The organism is Pantoea sp. AS-PWVM4, from assembly GCF_000468095.1.
Classification (GTDB): Bacteria; Pseudomonadota; Gammaproteobacteria; order Enterobacterales; family Enterobacteriaceae; genus Pantoea; species Pantoea phytobeneficialis.
In genome coordinates, this window is sequence record NZ_ASZC01000020.1 from 21,816 (window position 1) to 38,625 (window position 16,810).

14 protein-coding genes are annotated in these 16,810 nt (G+C 56.0%); 9 read left to right on the forward strand and 5 right to left on the reverse strand.

Annotated features, from left to right (window positions below; genetic code table 11):
• Positions 1 to 3: 3 nt before the first annotated feature.
• The 6 genes from lpoB to L579_RS18045 all read left to right on the forward strand — a co-directional run bounded on the left by lpoB (position 4) and on the right by L579_RS18045 (position 5,389).
• Positions 4 to 600 (forward strand): penicillin-binding protein activator LpoB, encoded by a 597-nt coding sequence (lpoB, locus tag L579_RS18020; RefSeq protein ID WP_021185616.1) that lies wholly within the window; start codon positions 4 to 6, stop codon positions 598 to 600.
• Positions 587 to 1,402 carry a thiamine kinase gene (gene thiK, locus L579_RS18025; RefSeq protein ID WP_021185617.1) on the forward strand — a complete coding sequence of 272 codons (816 nt, stop codon included), beginning with the start codon at positions 587 to 589 and terminating at the stop codon, positions 1,400 to 1,402. The genes lpoB and thiK overlap by 14 nt, the downstream gene beginning before the upstream one ends.
• An 18-nt stretch (positions 1,403 to 1,420) precedes the next feature.
• On the forward strand, positions 1,421 to 2,464 hold the full coding sequence (gene nagZ / locus L579_RS18030; RefSeq protein WP_036627380.1) for a beta-N-acetylhexosaminidase: 1,044 nt from the start codon (positions 1,421 to 1,423) through the stop codon (positions 2,462 to 2,464).
• 39 nt (positions 2,465 to 2,503) lie between these two features.
• Positions 2,504 to 3,046, forward strand: a complete 543-nt coding sequence (gene ycfP / locus L579_RS18035) for an alpha/beta hydrolase YcfP (protein ID WP_021185619.1) — start codon at positions 2,504 to 2,506, stop codon at positions 3,044 to 3,046.
• 212 nt (positions 3,047 to 3,258) lie between these two features.
• Positions 3,259 to 4,563, forward strand: a complete 1,305-nt coding sequence (locus L579_RS18040; protein ID WP_152521908.1) for an NAD(P)/FAD-dependent oxidoreductase — start codon at positions 3,259 to 3,261, stop codon at positions 4,561 to 4,563.
• A 283-nt stretch (positions 4,564 to 4,846) separates the two neighbouring features.
• Positions 4,847 to 5,389, forward strand: coding sequence for a glycine zipper 2TM domain-containing protein (locus L579_RS18045; protein ID WP_021185621.1), 543 nt, complete (start codon positions 4,847 to 4,849; stop codon positions 5,387 to 5,389).
• Positions 5,390 to 5,578: 189 nt separating this feature from the next.
• On the opposite strand, the gene L579_RS18050 is transcribed toward L579_RS18045, so the two are convergent.
• The 5 genes from L579_RS18050 to L579_RS18070 form a co-directional block, all read right to left on the reverse strand.
• On the reverse strand, positions 5,579 to 5,794 hold the full coding sequence (locus tag L579_RS18050) for a hypothetical protein (RefSeq protein ID WP_021185622.1): 216 nt from the start codon (positions 5,792 to 5,794) through the stop codon (positions 5,579 to 5,581).
• 260 nt (positions 5,795 to 6,054) lie between these two features.
• Entirely contained in the window at positions 6,055 to 8,172 is a 2,118-nt protein-coding gene (locus L579_RS18055) for a peptidase domain-containing ABC transporter (RefSeq protein WP_255341965.1), read from the reverse strand.
• The gene (locus L579_RS18060; RefSeq protein ID WP_021185624.1) at positions 8,159 to 9,445 is read right to left on the reverse strand and encodes an HlyD family secretion protein; all 1,287 of its coding nucleotides are present in this window, start codon (positions 9,443 to 9,445) and stop codon (positions 8,159 to 8,161) included. Before L579_RS18060 ends, L579_RS18055 begins: the two co-directional genes overlap by 14 nt.
• Positions 9,446 to 9,663: 218 nt before the next feature.
• Positions 9,664 to 13,107: a transcription-repair coupling factor gene (gene mfd / locus L579_RS18065; protein ID WP_021185625.1), complete on the reverse strand. Its 3,444-nt coding sequence runs from the start codon at positions 13,105 to 13,107 to the stop codon at positions 9,664 to 9,666.
• 94 nt (positions 13,108 to 13,201) lie between these two features.
• Positions 13,202 to 13,411, reverse strand: coding sequence for a hypothetical protein (locus L579_RS18070; RefSeq protein WP_021185626.1), 210 nt, complete (start codon positions 13,409 to 13,411; stop codon positions 13,202 to 13,204).
• A gap of 230 nt (positions 13,412 to 13,641) precedes the next feature.
• Between L579_RS18070 and lolC the strand changes: the two genes are divergently transcribed.
• Genes lolC through lolE form a run of 3 tightly spaced genes read left to right on the forward strand, consistent with a single transcriptional unit; the run spans position 13,642 to position 16,779 of the window.
• Positions 13,642 to 14,841, forward strand: coding sequence for a lipoprotein-releasing ABC transporter permease subunit LolC (gene lolC, locus L579_RS18075; RefSeq protein WP_021185627.1), 1,200 nt, complete (start codon positions 13,642 to 13,644; stop codon positions 14,839 to 14,841).
• The gene (gene lolD / locus L579_RS18080; RefSeq protein ID WP_021185628.1) at positions 14,834 to 15,535 is read left to right on the forward strand and encodes a lipoprotein-releasing ABC transporter ATP-binding protein LolD; all 702 of its coding nucleotides are present in this window, start codon (positions 14,834 to 14,836) and stop codon (positions 15,533 to 15,535) included. The genes lolC and lolD overlap by 8 nt, the downstream gene beginning before the upstream one ends.
• Positions 15,535 to 16,779 carry a lipoprotein-releasing ABC transporter permease subunit LolE gene (gene lolE / locus L579_RS18085; protein WP_021185629.1) on the forward strand — a complete coding sequence of 415 codons (1,245 nt, stop codon included), beginning with the start codon at positions 15,535 to 15,537 and terminating at the stop codon, positions 16,777 to 16,779. Before lolD ends, lolE begins: the two co-directional genes overlap by 1 nt.
• Positions 16,780 to 16,810: the final 31 nt, after the last annotated feature.

The window sequence follows — 16,810 nt, forward strand, 5'->3', positions numbered from 1 at the left end:
TCCGTGATTCGCAGTTTACAACGTTCCGGCGCGCTGTTATTTGCGCTGATGCTGACCGGCTGTGTGATTAAACAGCAAACACCGGCTCCGGTAGAACCGACCCAACCGACGACACCGACTCAACCTGTTCCGCCGCCAACCCAGCCGCAACAGCCGCCGGAAACGGTGCCACAGCCGCCCAAGTTGAAGACCATCAACTGGAGCGCCAGCGTACAACCGCTGGTGGCCAACATGGTGCAATCAGCCGGGGTCAATCCGGGCAGCGTGCTGATGGTGGATCGCATCAAGAACAGCACCAATGGCGCGTTGCAGAGCGACAAAGCCACCGATGCTATCCAGAATGCGCTGGCGAACAACGGCAAGTTTACCCTGGTAACGCCGGAGCAACTGGCGCAAGCGAAACAGGCGCTGGGTTTATCGGCGGACGACAGCCTCAACTCGCGCAGCAAGGCGATTGGCCTGGCACGTAACGTGAACGCGCAATATGTGTTGTACAGCAACGCCGCGGGTGATGTGAAATCCCCGACGTTACAAATGCAGCTGATGTTGGTGCAGACCGGCGAAATCATCTGGTCAGGAAACGGTGTTGCACAGCCCTGATATTCAGCTGAATTATCTGATTGAACAACAATGGCCGACGGCGCAAGCTGGCGGTCATTTTTTCACGTTGCCAGGACTGAGTGGACAGAGTGTACGCATCGATAGTGGGCAGGGTTCATTGCTGGCGCGGCGCGCACCTGGCTCACCGATTCCCTTTGTCGACCGTCAGCGTGAATATCGTCTGCTGAACAAACTCCAGGCCTCCCAACTGGCACCTCGCCCCCTGGGCTGGCGCGAGCCCTGGCTGCTGTTGCCGTGGATAGCGGGAGAGGTGTTGTCAGAGGCCGAGTTCAGCCAACAGCGTGAGGCGGTGGTGGCGTTACTGCAACGTCTGCATCAACAGCCGCTGACCGGCTATCGGCTCTCCCTTACGCCGCTGTTGCAGCGTTACTGGCAGCTTTGTCAGCAGAAACACTGGCGCTGGCAGCGGCGATTGCAGCGGTTGGCGAAAGTGGGTGAGCCACGTCCATTACGTCTGGCTCCCATCCATATGGATGTTCACGCCGGGAACCTGATCATGACCGATGCGGGACTGCGTCTGATTGACTGGGAGTATGCGGCCGACGGGGACGTCGCGCTGGAACTCGCGGCAATTTGCGCGGTCAATCCAGCACAGCAACAGGAATGGATCGCGACTTATGCCGAGGCGACGCAGCTGATTCCCGCCGTATTGCAGCGGCAAATTCAGCAATGGCAGCCGTGGCTACAGGTGTTGATGGCCAGTTGGTACCAACTCCGCGCCGAGCAGAGCCAGGATGACACGCTGGAGCAACTGGCGCGTGCCAGCTGGCAAGACCTTTGATTTTACAGGATTGATATGATGACGATGAATACCCCCGGACCACTGATGCTCGACGTCGAAAGCTATGAGCTTGACGCCGAGGAGCGGGAAATATTGCAACATCCGTTGGTAGGTGGCCTGATTCTGTTTGCCCGCAACTATCATGACCCGGCGCAGCTGGCTGAACTGGTGCGGCAGATTCGTGCGGCATCGCATAGCCGCCTGGTGGTCGCGGTGGATCAGGAAGGTGGACGGGTACAACGTTTCCGTGAGGGATTCACCACGTTACCGGCGATGCAGTCGTTCGCGGCGTTGCATGATCTGCCGACCGCGGGAGACGTGGCGCAGCAGGCAGGCTGGCAAATGGCGGCGGAGATGATTGCGCTGGATATCGACATCAGCTTTGCTCCGGTGCTGGATATTGGTCATATCAGCGCGGCGATTGGCGATCGTTCGTTCCATGCCGATCCGCACATCGCTTTACAAGTGGCGCGTCGCTTTATCGCGGGCATGCATGAAGCGGGTATGAAAACCACCGGCAAACATTTTCCCGGACACGGTGCGGTGAGCGCCGATTCGCATAAAGAGACGCCTCGCGATCCGCGTGATGCCGCCACCCTGCGTCAGCATGATATGGCGATCTTCCAGCAACTGATTGACGAGCGTGCGTTAGATGCGGTGATGCCCGCCCACGTTATCTATACTGAGGTGGACCCGTTACCTGCCAGCGGTTCGCCTTACTGGTTGAAAACCGTGTTGCGTGAGGAGCTGGGCTTCGACGGGGTGATTTTCTCCGATGATTTGTCGATGGAAGGCGCCGCCGTCATGGGTAGCTACGCTGAACGCGCGCAACAGTCGCTGAACGCCGGATGTGACATGATTCTGGTATGTAACCATCGTCAGGGGGCGATCAGCGTGCTGGATAATTTGATCCCGATCGGGGCGACGCGGGTGGCGCAGTTATACCATCAGGGACGATTCACGCGCGATACGCTACAGGCGAGCACGCGCTGGCAGCAGAATCAGCGCCAGCTCAGTGAGCTGCAACACCGCTGGCTGGCACATAAAGCGTCGGGCAGATAACGGCCGCTGCCCGGAACGTTCACCACGCTGAGGATAATCATGATCATCTATTTGCACGGTTTCGATTCCAACAGTCCGGGCAACCATGAAAAGGTGCTGCAATTGCAGTTCATTGACCCGGACGTCAGGCTGATCAGTTACAGCACCCGCCACCCAAAACACGATATGCAGTTTTTGCTGAAAGAGTGTGACAAGCTGCTGCATCAGGCTGCCGATGATCGGCCGCTGATTTGTGGTGTCGGCTTGGGGGGGTATTGGGCCGAACGTATCGGCTTTCTGTGTGGCATTCGCCAGGTGATCTTTAATCCTAACCTGTTCCCGGAAGAGAATATGGAGGGCAAGATCGATCGCCCGGAAGAGTACGCCGATATCGCCACCAAATGCGTCAACAATTTTCGCGAGAAGAACCGCGATCACTGCCTCGCCATTTTATCACGCCATGATGAAGCGCTGGATAATCAACGCAGTGCCGCACAGCTGCATCACTTCTATGAAATTGTCTGGGACGAAGAAGCCAGCCATAAATTCAGGAACATCGCGCCGCATCTTCAACGCATCAAAGCCTTCAAAACCTTGGTTTAATCCTGCCTGCGCCGTGTGATGCGGCGCAATGTTTGTGTAACATTCTGATAATGCCGCTGAAAGATTGATGTACATCAATTTTGTTGTGATATCCCGATCCCGCCATGATATTCTGCCCTCAGCTCGCGATTTAATTTCGCCAACCCTATGTTTATTAAGGTTTTTATTAACCATTAATTAACTTTTGGTTTACAACTTTGAGGGGGTCTTTGTTGACTACATCTATGAAAAAAATTGTGATTGTCGGCGGTGGTGCCGGCGGCTTAGAGCTGGCCACCCAGCTCGGACACAAGCTGGGCCGGAAAAAGAAAGCTGAGGTGATTCTGGTTGATCGTAACCACAGCCATCTGTGGAAACCGCTGCTGCATGAAGTCGCTACCGGTTCACTGGATGAAGGTATTGATGCGCTGAGCTATCTGGCCCACGCACGTAATCACGGTTTTCAGTTCCAGTTGGGGTCCCTGACGCAGATCAACCGTGAAAACAAAACCATCGAGCTGGCAGAGATTCTCGATGCGGAAGGTGAAGTGTTGGTGCCGCAGCGTGAGTTGGCCTATGACACGCTGGTGATGGCGCTGGGCAGTACCTCGAATGATTTCGGCACTCCGGGTGTGAAAGATCACTGCATTTTCCTCGACAACCCGCATCAGGCGCGTCGTTTCCATAACGAAATGCTCAACCTGTTCCTGAAATTCTCGGCCAGCGAAGGCCGCCTGGATAAAGTGAACATCGCCATTGTCGGCGCCGGTGCGACCGGCGTTGAGCTGTCAGCCGAACTGCACAATGCGGTGAAACAGTTGCACAGCTACGGCTACAAAGGTCTGGATAGCTCCGCGCTGAATGTCACGCTGGTGGAAGCCGGCGAGCGTATTTTGCCTGCGTTGCCGCCACGTATTTCTGCCGCGGCGCATCAGGAGTTGACCAAACTCGGCGTGCGCGTGCTGACGCAAACTATGGTCACCAGCGCCGCAGCCAACGGCCTGAACACCAAAGGTGGCGAGTTTATCGAAGCCGACCTGATGGTGTGGGCGGCCGGTATCAAGGCACCTGATTTCATGAAAGAGATCGGCGGGCTGGAAACCAACCGCATCAACCAACTGGTGGTGAAGGACACGTTGCAGACCACCCTGGATGATGACATCTATGCCATCGGCGACTGCGCCTCCTGTGCGCTGCCATCTGGTGGTTTTGTGCCGCCGCGTGCGCAGTCGGCTCATCAGATGGCCTCGCGCGCGCTGGAGAATATCCTGGCGCAGATGAAGGGCAAGCCGCTGAAAGCCTATGTCTATAAAGATCACGGCTCGCTGGTGTCGCTGTCGCGCTTCAGTACCGTCGGCAGCCTGATGGGCAACCTGATGCGTGGCTCGATGATGGTCGAAGGGCGTATCGCCCGTTTCGTCTACATTTCTCTGTATCGTATGCACCAGATCGCCCTGCACGGTTACTTCAAAACGGGCCTGATGATGTTGGTCGGTAGCCTGAACCGCGTGCTGCGTCCTCGCCTCAAGCTGCACTAAGCCATTCCGGGCGGTTTCAGCCGCCCGAATCTGCTAACTGATTGAAAACGTTCAGACCGGCCCGCAGCGCCGTCTGGCGTTTTTCTGAACTAAGAACTCTCCGAAAAGCTGGCCCTGACGGCCCGGCGCTGCGTTTCCTCCATTAATCTGATGTTGCAAAATCGGGCCATCTGTAAAACTTATCTCACAGACACGGCGCGTCGCGCACGCCGGTTATGTCCCGGCTACACAGGATGCTGTGAGTTTCAGGATTGCGCGGTAACAACTTCAGGAGGACATTCCTGTGAACAAATCAATGTTAGCGGGTATCGGTATTGGCGTAGCGGCCGCATTAGGGGTTGCTGCAGTTGCCAGCATGGATGTCTTTGACCGTGGCCCGCAATACGCTCAGGTTCTCTCCGCAACACCGATTAAAGAGAGTATCAAGCAACCGCGACAGGAGTGTCGCAATGTGACATCAACCCATCGCCGTCCGGTGCAGGATGAGAATCGTTTGACCGGTTCCGTATTGGGTGCGGTGGCTGGCGGTGTGCTGGGTCACCAGTTCGGTGGCGGACGCGGCAGGGATGTGGCGACAGTCGCAGGTGCACTGGCGGGTGGCTACGCCGGTAATCAGGTGCAGGCAGGTATGCAGGAACGTGATACCTACACCACTTCGGAACAACGTTGCAAAACGGTGTATGACAAACAGGAAAAAATGCTGGGTTATGACGTGACCTATAAAATAGGCGACCAGCAGGGCAAAATCCGTATGGAAAAAGACCCTGGCACCCGCATTCCGCTTGACCGTAATGGTCAGTTGATCCTGAATTCAAATCAGGCCTGATTGGGCAAAGACACATCACAGCAGGGGGCGATCCTCAGGGACCGCCCCCTAATCATTTCTGGCATATATCGCGCGGATTTTTATAAAAAAATAGCGTGATAAATCGCGCTGCTACAAATTAAAGTCATTTTTCATGGCTAATTATCGCCTCATCCCTGAGGCGCTACAGATATATGAAAACTACAACCATCAAATACCTGAGTTATTGGTTAACCCACTCAATGCTGAGCCCAGGCCACTCACCACGCCACCGACGGTCGATAGCACCGAACCGAGTAAACCCGTGACAGTTGAGGTGAGGTTACCCACGACTCCGCTCACATCCGCGACACCGGGAAGTGATACCGCGCCGCCGCTAACCTGTGAAATTTCCTGCTCAGAGAGTTCACGCATTGATTCATTCATAGTTGGACTCCAGATTATCAAAAAATGGTTGACTGGATGATAACGATATTTGAATCGGGCCTTGTTTTTTGAAAGCCCATATTCAGGATAGACGGCATTGGATGAATGAAAAGAATATTTTTGAAAAATAATTGGCCCTAAAAAGGAAAGTTATTTTTAATGGCGAAAATAAGTCTCCGGTATTTTTCCGGATTATTTTATATAACCATCAATACGGAAAAGAATAATTCCGTAATAAACTCAGTTCTGTCCTAAATAGGTTATGACCACTCCGCCATATCGATCACCCGGTCTGCCGAGGCGATAGTTGAAGGGCGGTGGGCGATCAGGATACGGGTGATGTTCAGCCCGCGGATGGCTGCATTGATTCGACTCTCGTTATCGACATCAAGGTGGCTGGTTGCCTCATCCAGAAATAACACCTGGGGTCGACGATACAGTGCGCGGGCGATCAGCAGCCGCTGCTTTTGCCCGCCAGAGAGACTTCCCCCTAACTCACTGATCAACGTTTGATACCCCATCGGCATGGCCAGAATATCATCGTGAATTTGGCTTAGTCTGGCGCATTCCTGTATCCACGCATCATCTGGCTGGGTATCAAAGGAGCAAATGTTCTCCGCCACGGAACCGGCCAGTAGCGTGTCTTCCTGAAGTACGCAGGCGATACAGGCCTGCCAGTTGGCGATCCCGCTGGCACGAATGTCGATGCCATTGACATACACTTCTCCGCCAGTCGGCTTCAGCAATCCGGCCATAATCTTCAGCAGGGTGGTTTTTCCTCTACCGGAGGGGCCGGTGATCGCCACACATTCTCTGGCATGAATATCCAAATCCAGCTCATTGAACAGCAAGGGGCTGAACGGGTCGTGCCGGAAGGTCAATTTTCTGACGGATAATGCCGCTGGCTCCTCGTGGTGCAGAAGCGGATAGACAGGCGCGCCAGGTGTCGTTTCAGGTGTCGCAAGGACGACATCGGCCACGCGTTCCTTATGCACAGACAGCATGCGGAGCTGGAGCACATTATCCAGCAGGGCCGCAGTGCGATCGGCAAAGAGTCCACGATAGGTGCTGAAGGCGACAAACATTCCCAGCGTCATATGCCCGGCAATCACCGCATTCGCCCCCAGCCACAACAGGGTAATTTGTTGCAGCGTGGCAATCAGGGTATTACCGCCTGAAAACAGCATCTCAAAGCGGGTCTTGCGGATGGTGGTATTGGCGCTTTCGACATTCAGGTTTAACCAATGCTGCGCCCGTAGTGCCGCTAATCCCAGCGCTTTGATGGTGTGGATGCCATACAGGGTTTCCATAAAATGGGAACCGGAACGGGCATTTTTGACAATTTGTTCTTCTGAGCTTTGCCGCCATGCCTGGTAGGTACCCAGCCGAAACAGGATCCACAACAGGGTAAACGCCAGCACCACCCATAATAAACTGCCGCCATACAACAGCATCATGATAATCAGGCCCACGGTCATAATGCTGTCGATAATGCCGCTGACCACATTACTGGTCAGAGTGGTTTGTAGCGTCTCCAGCGAGGTAAAGCGCGACTGAATATCGCCAAGCTTGCGCTTTTCAAACCATTCGGTTGGCAACGCGAGCAGATGATCAAACAGCCGCGCTTTGCCTTGCACCGTAATCAGGGTGCTCATGACCAGAGAAGTCCAGCCTCTGAGCATGCTGGCACCGGTGCGAAACAGCACAAAAAACACTAATCCGAGACAAATCAACGTCAGTAGTCCGGCATCGCTGGCGGGGATGGCATGGTCCAGCACCATCTGCATCCCCACGGGCAGCAGCAGACTGACGGATTCTATCAGCACCGAGTAACAGAATAATTTGGTGAGTGTAGTTCCCAGGCCAGCAATGCGTCCCGTCAGTGACCAGAGAGGTATGCGTGGGCGGGCAGGGGAATTTTTCGGTATTTCACCCGAGGGCCATAATTCCAGCGCCACGCCGGTAAAATGCAGCGAAACTTCCTGCATCCCCAGCACACGATGACCTGTAGCCGGATCATGAATAATGACGCGGTTACGCTTAACCGCCACCAGCACTACAAAATGGTTAAGATCCCAGTGCAGGATACAGGGCAACTTCAGCGCTCGCAGATTATCCATCTCCAGCCGGAGTGCGCGCGATTTCAGACCGGCCATCGCGGCGGTATCGATCACGGTACGCAGGGTCGCCCCCCGGGATGAGATGCCGGATTGTTGGCGCAGCAGTCTCAGATCTGCCGGTAACTGATACCAACTGGCGATCATCGCCAGACTAACCAGCCCACATTCAGCCGCTTCAGTTTGCAACAGCACCGGCATGCGACGTCGCAGGCGGATATGCAGGCGGGAGAAGAGTTCTTTCATTTCACCGTTCGTCACTGACTGGCCCCGTGATGCTGTTTTTCAGGAAATAGTAAGGGGAGAGCATCCACTGCCACAGTGGGCGCTTTTCAAGAAACACCGTGGCCTGGAGCTGCATACCACTGGCTAATGGCAGCGTTTTTCCCTGCCAGCGCAATCCCTGGTGATTCAGCGCCACATTGGCTTTAAACCAGGCTCCGGCGATCTGCCCATCCGCTAACCGTGGCGCGCTGCCGTAGTTGTTGAGTTCACGCGGTGAAACCGGCGCGGAGGAGATCGACAGCACCTTGCCCGGAAACTGACCATATTTCTCCGCCGGGTACGCGGCATAGCTGATATTAATCATGTCACCGGGTTTGACGTACGGGACGCTGTCGTTCGGTAGCCAGATCACCAGGCTGGGGGTGCTATCGCCGGTCGGCACCAATTGCGCCAGGCTATCGCCGTCGCTAACCATCTCACCTGCAGTGACGCTTAATGACGAGATACGTCCGGCTGAGGGGGCGGAAATCAGGCGCTCACTGCCTGCATCAGCTTCCGCCAACTGCCGCTCAATATCGGCCTGACGGATGTGGTACTGCGCCTGCTGGGCGTCAAAATCGGCGGCACGGGTCACCTGCTGGCTGAGCAGCTCTGCAATCTGCATATCCTGTTGTACCCGCTGCGAGTTCAGGCTATGCCAGACACTAAGCTGTTGATAAAAAAGATAGCGTTGATTGTTTTGCTGGTCGGTGGTGATCAACCCCTTACGCATGAAACGGCTATAGTCGTTCATACTGCTGCGCATCACGTTCAACCCTTCAGTGGCAGAATCCACCATCTGTTGGGTTTTTTCGCGGGCGCTGCGTAACTGATCAAGTTGCTGCTGAATGCTGGTCAGGGTGGCGCGTCGATTTTGTTCCAACTGATGCTGCATTTCTCCCATCTGCTGCTGCTGTTTTTTCAGCAGGGCACGGGTGGTGGCGCTGAGGTTGCCGGAAGAGGACACGCGGCTGATATCCAGTGCATACAGCGGCGTACCGGCATTGACCTGTTGGCCGGGGGAGACTAATAAACGGGAAATCACCCCTTGTTCAGGTGCAAACAGATTGATGGTGTGGGGCCAGGTGATGACTTCGCCACTGACATTGGCCCGGCGTGTGTAGCTGCCCTGCCACAGAAAAAGCAACAGCGCGGCAAGAAACAGTAAGGTGATGCACAACGTTATCCATACGGGCCAGCCGGTGATAAGCAGAATCGGTCCGGCGTAACGTGACTGCAAATGTTCACTGACTTCCTTGCGAAACAGCATAAACACACCAGCGCATAAAATGGACTGATGAGAAAGATAGTCAGCAACCCTGGGCTTATCCAGTATCAGGACTGATATTTTACGTGGGCGGGGTTAAAAAGGGTCTGGTTTAATTTTATGATATATAAAGACAATCAATTTATGGTGTTTTCAATGGAATGATAAAACCATTAATTTAATTTAAGCTGATGCGCATTGCTGCGCACCAGCAATAAGCCTTACACCCGATTTTTCATCAGGTCACTGACGAAATTCTGCACCCACTCCATGCGCGTTTTGCGCTCGGCTAAATCGCGGGTGAATTTCAGGCGTGTCGGACCATCCAGCTTCCACTGGCGCGGGTCTTTTTGCAGCAGACCAATCAACCAGCCAGGATCGACGTGATTCTGCGGTGCGAACTCAAAGAAACCGCCTTTTTCACTGGCCTCGATGCGGCGCACACCCAGCTGACGCGCAACTAAACGCAACGCTGCAATATCCAGCAGATTACGTGCTGCATCAGGCAGGGAGCCAAAGCGGTCAATCATCTCCACCTTCAGCTCAGCCAGTTCGCCGTCATCGCTGGCGCTGGCGATGCGTTTGTACAATGACAGACGGGTGTTCACATCAGGGATAAAATCATCCGGCAGCAGCGCTGGCATACGCAGCTCAATGTCCGTCTGGTTACTGGTGAGGTCTTCCAGCGAGGGTTCACGTCCGGCCTTCAGTGCATCGACCGCGCTTTCCAGCAGCTCCATATACAAGGTAAACCCGATGGTTTCCATCTGGCCGCTCTGATCTTCACCCAGCAATTCACCGGCCCCGCGAATCTCCAGATCGTGGGTCGCCAGCGCAAAACCGGCACCCAAATCCTCCAGTGAGGCGATGGCTTCCAGTCGCTTTTGTGCGTCGGTGGTCATGGCTTTCGGATGTGGGGTCAGCAACCAGGCATACGCCTGGTGGTGCGAACGGCCGACACGACCACGCAACTGATGCAGCTGCGCCAGGCCAAAATGGTCGGCACGTTCGATGATGATGGTATTGGCGCTTGGCACGTCGATACCGGTTTCGATGATGGTGGTACACACCAGCACGTTGAAGCGCTGGTGGTGGAAATCGTTCATTACCCGTTCCAGATCGCGCTCACGCATCTGGCCGTGACCAATGGCGATGCGGGCTTCCGGCACCAGTTCCGCCAGCCGTTGAGCCGCCTTTTCGATGTTTTCCACATCGTTGTACAGATAGTAAACCTGGCCGCCGCGCAGCACTTCACGCAGAATCGCTTCACGCACCACCAGGCTATCGTACTCGCGCACAAAGGTTTTCACCGCCAGACGGCGTGCCGGTGGCGTAGCGATAATCGACAGATCGCGCATGCCGCTCATCGCCATATTCAGGGTACGCGGGATCGGGGTCGCGGTCAGCGTCAGAATATCGACATCGGCGCGCATCGCCTTGATGCGCTCCTTGTGACGCACACCAAAGCGGTGTTCTTCATCGACAATTAACAGCCCGAGATCGTGCCACTTCAGGTCACTCATCAGTAGCTTGTGCGTGCCGATCAGGATATCAACTTTGCCCTCTGCCGCCTGCTCCAGCACCTGGTTTTGCTCTTTGGCACTGCGGAAGCGTGACAGCATCTCAATGCGGATGGGCCAGTTGGCAAAACGATCGCGGAAATTATCGTAGTGCTGCTGAGCCAGCAGGGTGGTGGGCACCAGTACCGCCACCTGTTTGCTGTTCTCCACCGCCAGGAAGGCGGCGCGCATCGCAACCTCGGTTTTACCGAAGCCCACGTCACCGCACACCAGACGATCCATGGCCAGCGGCTGACACATATCGCTCAGTACGGCGTTGATCGCCTGGGCCTGATCCGGCGTGGTTTCAAACGGGAAGCCTTCACAGAACAATTGGTATTGATCGCGGTCGTGCTTAAAGGCAAAACCGGCTTTGGCGGCACGCTGGGCATAGATATCCAGCAGTTCTGCTGCCACGTCGCGCACTTTTTCTGCCGCTTTCTGACGGGCGCGGGACCAGGCATCGCTTCCCAGCTTGTGCAGCGGCGCGTTTTCGTCAGCGCCCCCGGCGTAACGGCTGATCAGATGCAACGACGAGACCGGCACATACAGTTTGGCGTCGCCAGCGTAGGAGAGCATCAGATATTCGGCTTCAATCCCCCCGGCTTCCAATCGGGTCAGGCCAATATAACGTCCCACGCCGTGTTCCAGATGCACCACCGGCTGACCGGGATGCAACTCGGCGAGGTTGCGGATCAGCACATCCGGATTAATGGTGCGGCGGTTGTCCTGACGACGGCGGCTGACACGCTCGCCCAGCAGGTCGCTTTCGCAGATAAACGCCAGCTGGCGTGCGTTATCGATAAAACCGCGTTCGCTGGCACCAATCATCAGGCTGTGCGGTTGTGCGCTGGCATCCGCCAGGCGGCTGATGGGCTGTGGACGCAATTTGATGCGCGCCAGCAGTTCCTGCAAGCTTTCGCGGCGGCCTTCGCTCTCGACTGAGAACACCACCGGACCGTTGAACTGTTCCAGGAACTGACGCAGCAGATCGAGTGGCGCTTTGGCCTGAGCCTGCACCGTCAGTTCCGGCAGCGGTTGATAGCCGAGGTTGCTATTGGCGGCCTTGTCAGCCAGCGTTTCGCTGCTTAACTGGACGCGTGGCCAGGCTTTCAGCTCACTGAATAACGCATCCGGACGCAGCCACAACGCCACCGGCTCCAGCAGTGGGCGCATCGGGTCGATACGGCGGTTTTCAAAGCGCGCATTGACGTCTTGCCAGAAGCGCTGCGCGCTGCTTTCCAGGTCGCCGCTGTTAACAATCAAAGTGTTGGCAGGTAGGTAGCTGAATAACGTCGGCAGCGCCTGCTCGAAAAACAGCGGCTGCCAGTATTCAATCCCGGCGGGCAGGGTGCCTTTGCTCACCTGCTGATAAACGTGTTCCGCTTCGCGGCGCACATCAAAGGTTTCGCGCCAGCGGGTGCGAAACTGTTCAATGGCGGCTTTATCGGTCGGGAATTCATGGGCAGGCAGCAGATTGATGGCATCGACCGCTTCCAGCGTGCGTTGGCTGTCGACATCAAACAGGCGCAGGCTATCGATTTCATCATCAAAGAAGTCAATGCGGTACGGCTGATCGCTGCCCATCGGGAACAGGTCGAGCAGCGCGCCACGCGTGGCATATTCCCCGTGCTCCATCACCTGGTCGACATGGCGATAACCGGCTTGTTCCAGTTGGTCGCGCAGGGCATCGCGCGAAAGCTGTTGCCCTTTACGCATCACCAGCGCATGGCCGTGTAAAAAGCTGTGCGGGCAAACGCGCTGCATCAGCGTGTTCACCGGCATGATCAGCATGCCCTGCGTCAGGGTCGGCAATTGATACAAGGTGGACAAACGGGAGGATATAATGTCCTGATGCGGGGAGAAGCTGTCGTAGGGCAGCGTTTCCCAGTCGGCGAGGTTACTGACCGGCAGATCGGTGAACTGGCGAATCTCTTCCTGTAGTCGCAGGGCAGATTGCATATCCGGGGTAATCATCAGCACCGGACCCTGATGATGTTCGGTGATGCTGGCACACTCAACCGCCTGGGCGGCTCCCACCAGTTGACCGAGTTGACGGTGGTCACCGGCTTTGACTGGCAGGGTATAACGACTCTGTTCGGACATGGGGTCTCGACATTCTCTCCTTTTATTCCAGGGCGTCATCATTCCACAATCCGCCCTGAGGATCACCTGTCGCGGTGCTTTTTTCCCGGTTCCGTTACTTAATTGATTGCTGCGTATAATGCATACGCGGTCGATCGACGTTGGCCCAGGAGAGTTCCTGTTCCAGATGATAACTGTGGTTACCGTCGTCCCACTTCACGTAATAACCGGTTGGCGCATCACCCTGCTCGAACACGTTGACGATCACGCCTTTAATTTCACCCGATTTGTGTTTAACGATACTGCCTTTGGGAAACTTGAGCATATGTTGTACCCCCACACTCAACATCACTACTTAGTGTAGTTTACCGCAGCGGCTGACCAATAAACGTACAATTAACGTCATTATTTTGTCGCTTTTTTGTGCATGAGGTCGCTATGCGACGCATTTTGACGCAACTTTGCCGCAGACTCAGAGGGTTAGAGGTTTCATAAAGCAGGCGGCTCCTTTATCATCCCACTACTTATTTTCAGGCTACTGCCAAGACGGATCTCATGTATCAACCAGTCGCGTTATTCATCGGCCTGCGCTACATGCGTGGCCGCGCTTCAGACCGCTTCGGTCGCTTCGTCTCCTGGCTCTCCACTATCGGCATCACGCTGGGAGTGCTGGCGCTGGTGACAGTGCTGTCGGTGATGAACGGCTTCGAGCGCGAGCTGGAGGGCAATATCCTCGGTCTGATGCCGCAGGCGCTGGTGACCAGCGATAAAGGCAGCATCAATCCGCAGCAACTCACGGCGCAAAGCCTTAATTTGCAGGGCGTCAGCCGTGTCGCGCCATTGACCACGGCCGATGTGGTGCTGCAAAGCGCCCATAATGTTTCAGTCGGGGTGATGCTTGGCATCAACCCGGACGAAAAAGACCCCTTAACCCCTTATCTGGTCAATACTCCGCAGAGCGTGCTGCAAGCCGGACAATACAACGTGATTCTCGGTGAGCAACTGGCCGGGCAGTTGGGCGTCAAACGTGGCGACCAGCTGCGTCTGATGGTGCCGTCAGTCAGCCAGTTTACGCCGGTGGGTCGCGTGCCGAGCCAGCGTATCTTTACCGTGGCGGGTACCTACGCCGCCAACAGCGAAGTGGACGGCTACCAGATCCTGGTGAATCAGCAGGATGCCTCACGCGTGATGCGCTATCCGCTCGGCAACATTACCGGCTGGCGTCTGTGGCTGGACAAACCGCTCGACGTCGATACCCTCAGCCAGCAAAAACTGGCCGATGGCCTGGTGTGGAAAGACTGGCGCGAGCGCAAAGGCGATCTGTTCCAGGCGGTACGCATGGAGAAAAATATGATGGGGCTGCTGCTCAGTCTGATCATTGCTGTCGCCGCGTTTAACATCATTACCTCGCTGGGCCTGCTGATTATGGAAAAGCAGGCCGAAGTGGCGATTCTGCAAACCCAGGGCTTAACCCGTCGACAGATTGTGGCGGTGTTTATGGTGCAGGGCGCCAGCGCCGGTATTATCGGCGCGCTGCTCGGCACGCTGCTGGGGGTGTTACTCGCCAGCCAGCTCAACCATTTGCTGCCGGTGATTGGCCTGTTCCTCGATGGTGCCGCGTTGCCGGTAGACATCAATGTCTGGCAGGTGGTCACCATTGCGCTGGTGTCGATGGCCGTGGCGCTGCTTTCTACTTTTTATCCGTCATGGCGCGCTGCCGCCGTTCAACCCGCTGAGGCTTTACGTTATGAGTAACACCCCTTTGTTGCAGTGTCGTGACCTGTGCAAACGCTATCAGGAAGGCAGCGTGCAGACCGATGTGCTGCGCAACGTGGCTTTCAGCCTGCAACCCGGTGAACTGACGGCGATTGTCGGCAGCTCCGGTTCCGGTAAGAGTACTTTGCTGCATCTGCTGGGCGGGTTGGATGCGCCAACCTCTGGCGATGTAATCTTTGATGGTAAATCGCTGAATGCGATGTCCTCTTCGGCCAAAGCGGAGCTGCGCAACCGCGAGTTGGGCTTTATTTATCAGTTCCACCACCTGCTGCCGGATTTCACCGCGCTGGAAAACGTGGCGATGCCGCTGCTGATTGGCAAAGCTGCCAAAGGTGAAGCGGAAGCGCGCGCCCGTGAGATGCTGGCGGCCGTTGGGCTGGAGAAACGCGCTGCGCACCGTCCTTCCGAGTTATCCGGTGGTGAGCGGCAGCGTGTGGCGATTGCCCGTGCGCTGGTGAATCGCCCGCGTCTGGTGATGGCGGATGAGCCAACCGGCAACCTCGATGCCCGGAATGCTGATGCGATCTTTGAGTTGCTGGGTGAACTCAATACCCGCCAGGGCACCGCATTTCTGGTGGTGACACACGATTTACAGCTGGCGAAACGTCTCAGCCGTCAGATGGAGATGCGCGACGGTCAGTTGAGCGAACATTTAACGCTGGGAGCGCAGTAATGACGCCTTCGTTATCCCTGCTGCTGGGGCTGCGCTTCAGCCGTGGCCGTCGGCGTGGCGGCATGGTGTCGCTGATTTCGATTATCTCCACCGTCGGTATCGCGCTGGGCGTGGCGGTGTTGATCATCGGCCTGAGTGCGATGAACGGCTTCGAACGGGAATTGAATAACCGCATTCTGGCGGTGGTGCCGCACGGTGAAATCGAGCCGGTAAACCAGCCGTTTCGCAACTGGCAGCCGATGATTGCGCCGATCGAGCAGGTGCCGGGTATTGCCGCCGCTGCCCCTTACGTCAACTTTACCGGCTTGATTGAGAGCGGCGCGAAGTTACAGGCGCTCCAGGTCAAAGGGGTGGATCCGCAACAGGAACCACGCCTCAGTGCGCTGCCGCGTTTTGTTGCCGGTGATGCCTGGTCACAATTTGCGGCCGGAAAACAGCAAATCATTTTGGGCGGTGGTATCGCTAAGTCGCTAAACGTGAAGCAGGGTGACTGGATCACCATCATGATCCCCAACAATGATGGCGAAAATAAGCTGCTTCAGCCGAAACGTATCCGTTTGCAGGTGAGCGGTATTCTGCAACTTAGCGGCATGTTGGATCACAGCCTGGCGCTGGTGCCGCTGGCTGATGCACAAACGTATCTGGATATGGGTGACAGCGTCAGCGGTATCGCGCTGAAGATGAGCGACCCCTTCAAGGCGCAGAAACTGGTGCGTGACGCCGGTGAAGTGACCCATTCGTACGTCTATATCCGTAGCTGGATTGGGACTTACGGTTATATGTACCGTGATATTCAGATGATCCGCGCCATTATGTATCTGGCGATGGTGCTGGTGATTGGCGTCGCCTGCTTCAATATCGTCTCGACGCTGGTGATGGCGGTGAAGGATAAGAGTAGCGATATCGCGGTGCTGCGCACGCTCGGGGCGAAGGATGGCCTGATTCGCGCCATCTTTATCTGGTACGGGCTGCTCGCTGGGTTGCTGGGCAGCGTCAGTGGCGTGGTGGTTGGCGTGCTGGTGGCACTGAATCTGACACCGATTATGCGCGGCCTGGAACATGTTACAGGCCATCAATTGCTGGCCGGAGATATCTACTTTATCGACTTCCTGCCGTCAGAGCTGCACTGGCTGGATGTGATTTCCGTCCTGGCCACGGCTATAATTCTGAGCCTGCTCGCCAGTTGGTATCCGGCCCGTCGCGCCAGCCGCATCGACCCGGCCCGCGTGTTGAGCGGGCAGTAACCGCAAACAGGCGCAGCGGCGGTATCGCGGC